Origin of the sequence: Weissella sp. DD23, assembly GCF_001579105.1 — a bacterium.
Taxonomy (GTDB): domain Bacteria; phylum Bacillota; class Bacilli; order Lactobacillales; family Lactobacillaceae; genus Weissella; species Weissella cibaria.
On the sequence record NZ_KQ970395.1, the window covers coordinates 96,177 to 97,585 of the forward strand.

2 protein-coding genes are annotated in these 1,409 nt (G+C 43.5%); both read right to left on the bottom strand.

Annotated features, from left to right (window positions below; all coding sequences use genetic code 11):
- The coding region (locus WEIDD23_RS09140; RefSeq protein ID WP_242865493.1) for a YitT family protein at positions 1 to 802 on the bottom strand (802 nt) is incomplete at its 3' end.
- A 214-nt stretch (positions 803 to 1,016) separates the two neighbouring features.
- Positions 1,017 to 1,409 (bottom strand): dicarboxylate/amino acid:cation symporter (locus tag WEIDD23_RS14800; RefSeq protein ID WP_242865494.1); only part of this gene is annotated, 393 nt, incomplete at its 5' end.

Below are 1,409 nucleotides of genomic sequence, written 5' to 3' on the forward strand. Positions count from 1 at the left end.
CGTCTGGGTCTACTGATTTCGTCAAACGTTCCATTTCAGTCAACTCATACCGTGACAATACCATCATCAGCGTTGAGTTCGGCTCACGCGTGTAGGCACCAACAGATGGCAGAATCGTAATACCGCGAATCAAATCTTCTTGCAAGGCCTTGGTCACTTCGTCGGCTCGACGGGTGACGATAAAGGCCGTCAGCTTTTGGTGACGGGTGTGAATCGAATCAACAGCCACTGACGTCGCGTAGATACCAATGATTGTGTACATGGCATTTTGCCAACCAATGAATGAACCCGCAATAACCACGACAAACCCATTAATAAAGAGATTGATAAATCCAATCGACTTTCCGGTTGTCTTCTGTACAATCATGGCAACAATATCCATACCACCAGTTGAGAAGCCCAACTTAAAAGTGATACCAATTGCCACACCCAATAGCAATCCACCAAACAAGCCAGCCAGAATTGGCTCATGTGCCACTAACGTCTGTTTCGGTAAGACAATCTGCATAAACGACGCGAAGAAATTATTCAAAAATGATAGGATCGTAAATTCGCGTCCTGCATAAATCCATCCGGCAATTGCAAGCGGAATATTAACCGCCATGATAATCGCACCAACTTCAACATGAATGCCGAAAACTGCTTTAAAGAATAAACTAAGCAGTTGTGCAACTCCATTAAATCCACCAGAGAAGATGTTATTTGGAATGAAGAAATTATTCATTGAAATCGCCACCAATACTGATGCCGTTACAAATACAATGGCCTTCAAACCATACTCACGTACACGTGCTAATGTCACAAGTGCCGCCTCCTTTTATGTCTTTTCAAAGCGGCCGTTGGATACCCAAATTTCCACTTTATTTCGTCCCTATATTATCACACACATTTTACACTTACACCACAGCAAATGTCAGGTTTTCTCACTAGTTACGCGCAACAAGAAAGCAACCCCTAATCAACCAAAAAACTCCCCTCTATCCAGTCATAAAACCAAACAGAGGGGAGCTTATTATTTAATCATTTAATGATGCTAAGTAACGAATACTCTTTTCCTCATCAAAGTCCTTTTCAGACTTTGAAATAACGATTGATGCAGCTGAATTACCAACAACGTTAACAACCGTTCGGCCCATATCAACCAATCGGTCAATACCAGCAATGAATGCCAAGCCTTGCACCGGCACGCCAATCGTTGACACCGTGGCCAGCAAGACAACGAATGAGGCACCTGGTACACCAGCCATTCCCTTTGAGGTAATCATCAAGACCACCAGCAAAGTCAACTGATGTTCAATCGTCAAGTGAATGCCATAAGCCTGTGCCATGAATAATGCACCCAGCGCTTGATAAATAGCCGATCCATCTAGGTTAAACGTGTACCCCGTTGGCACAACGAATGATACAAC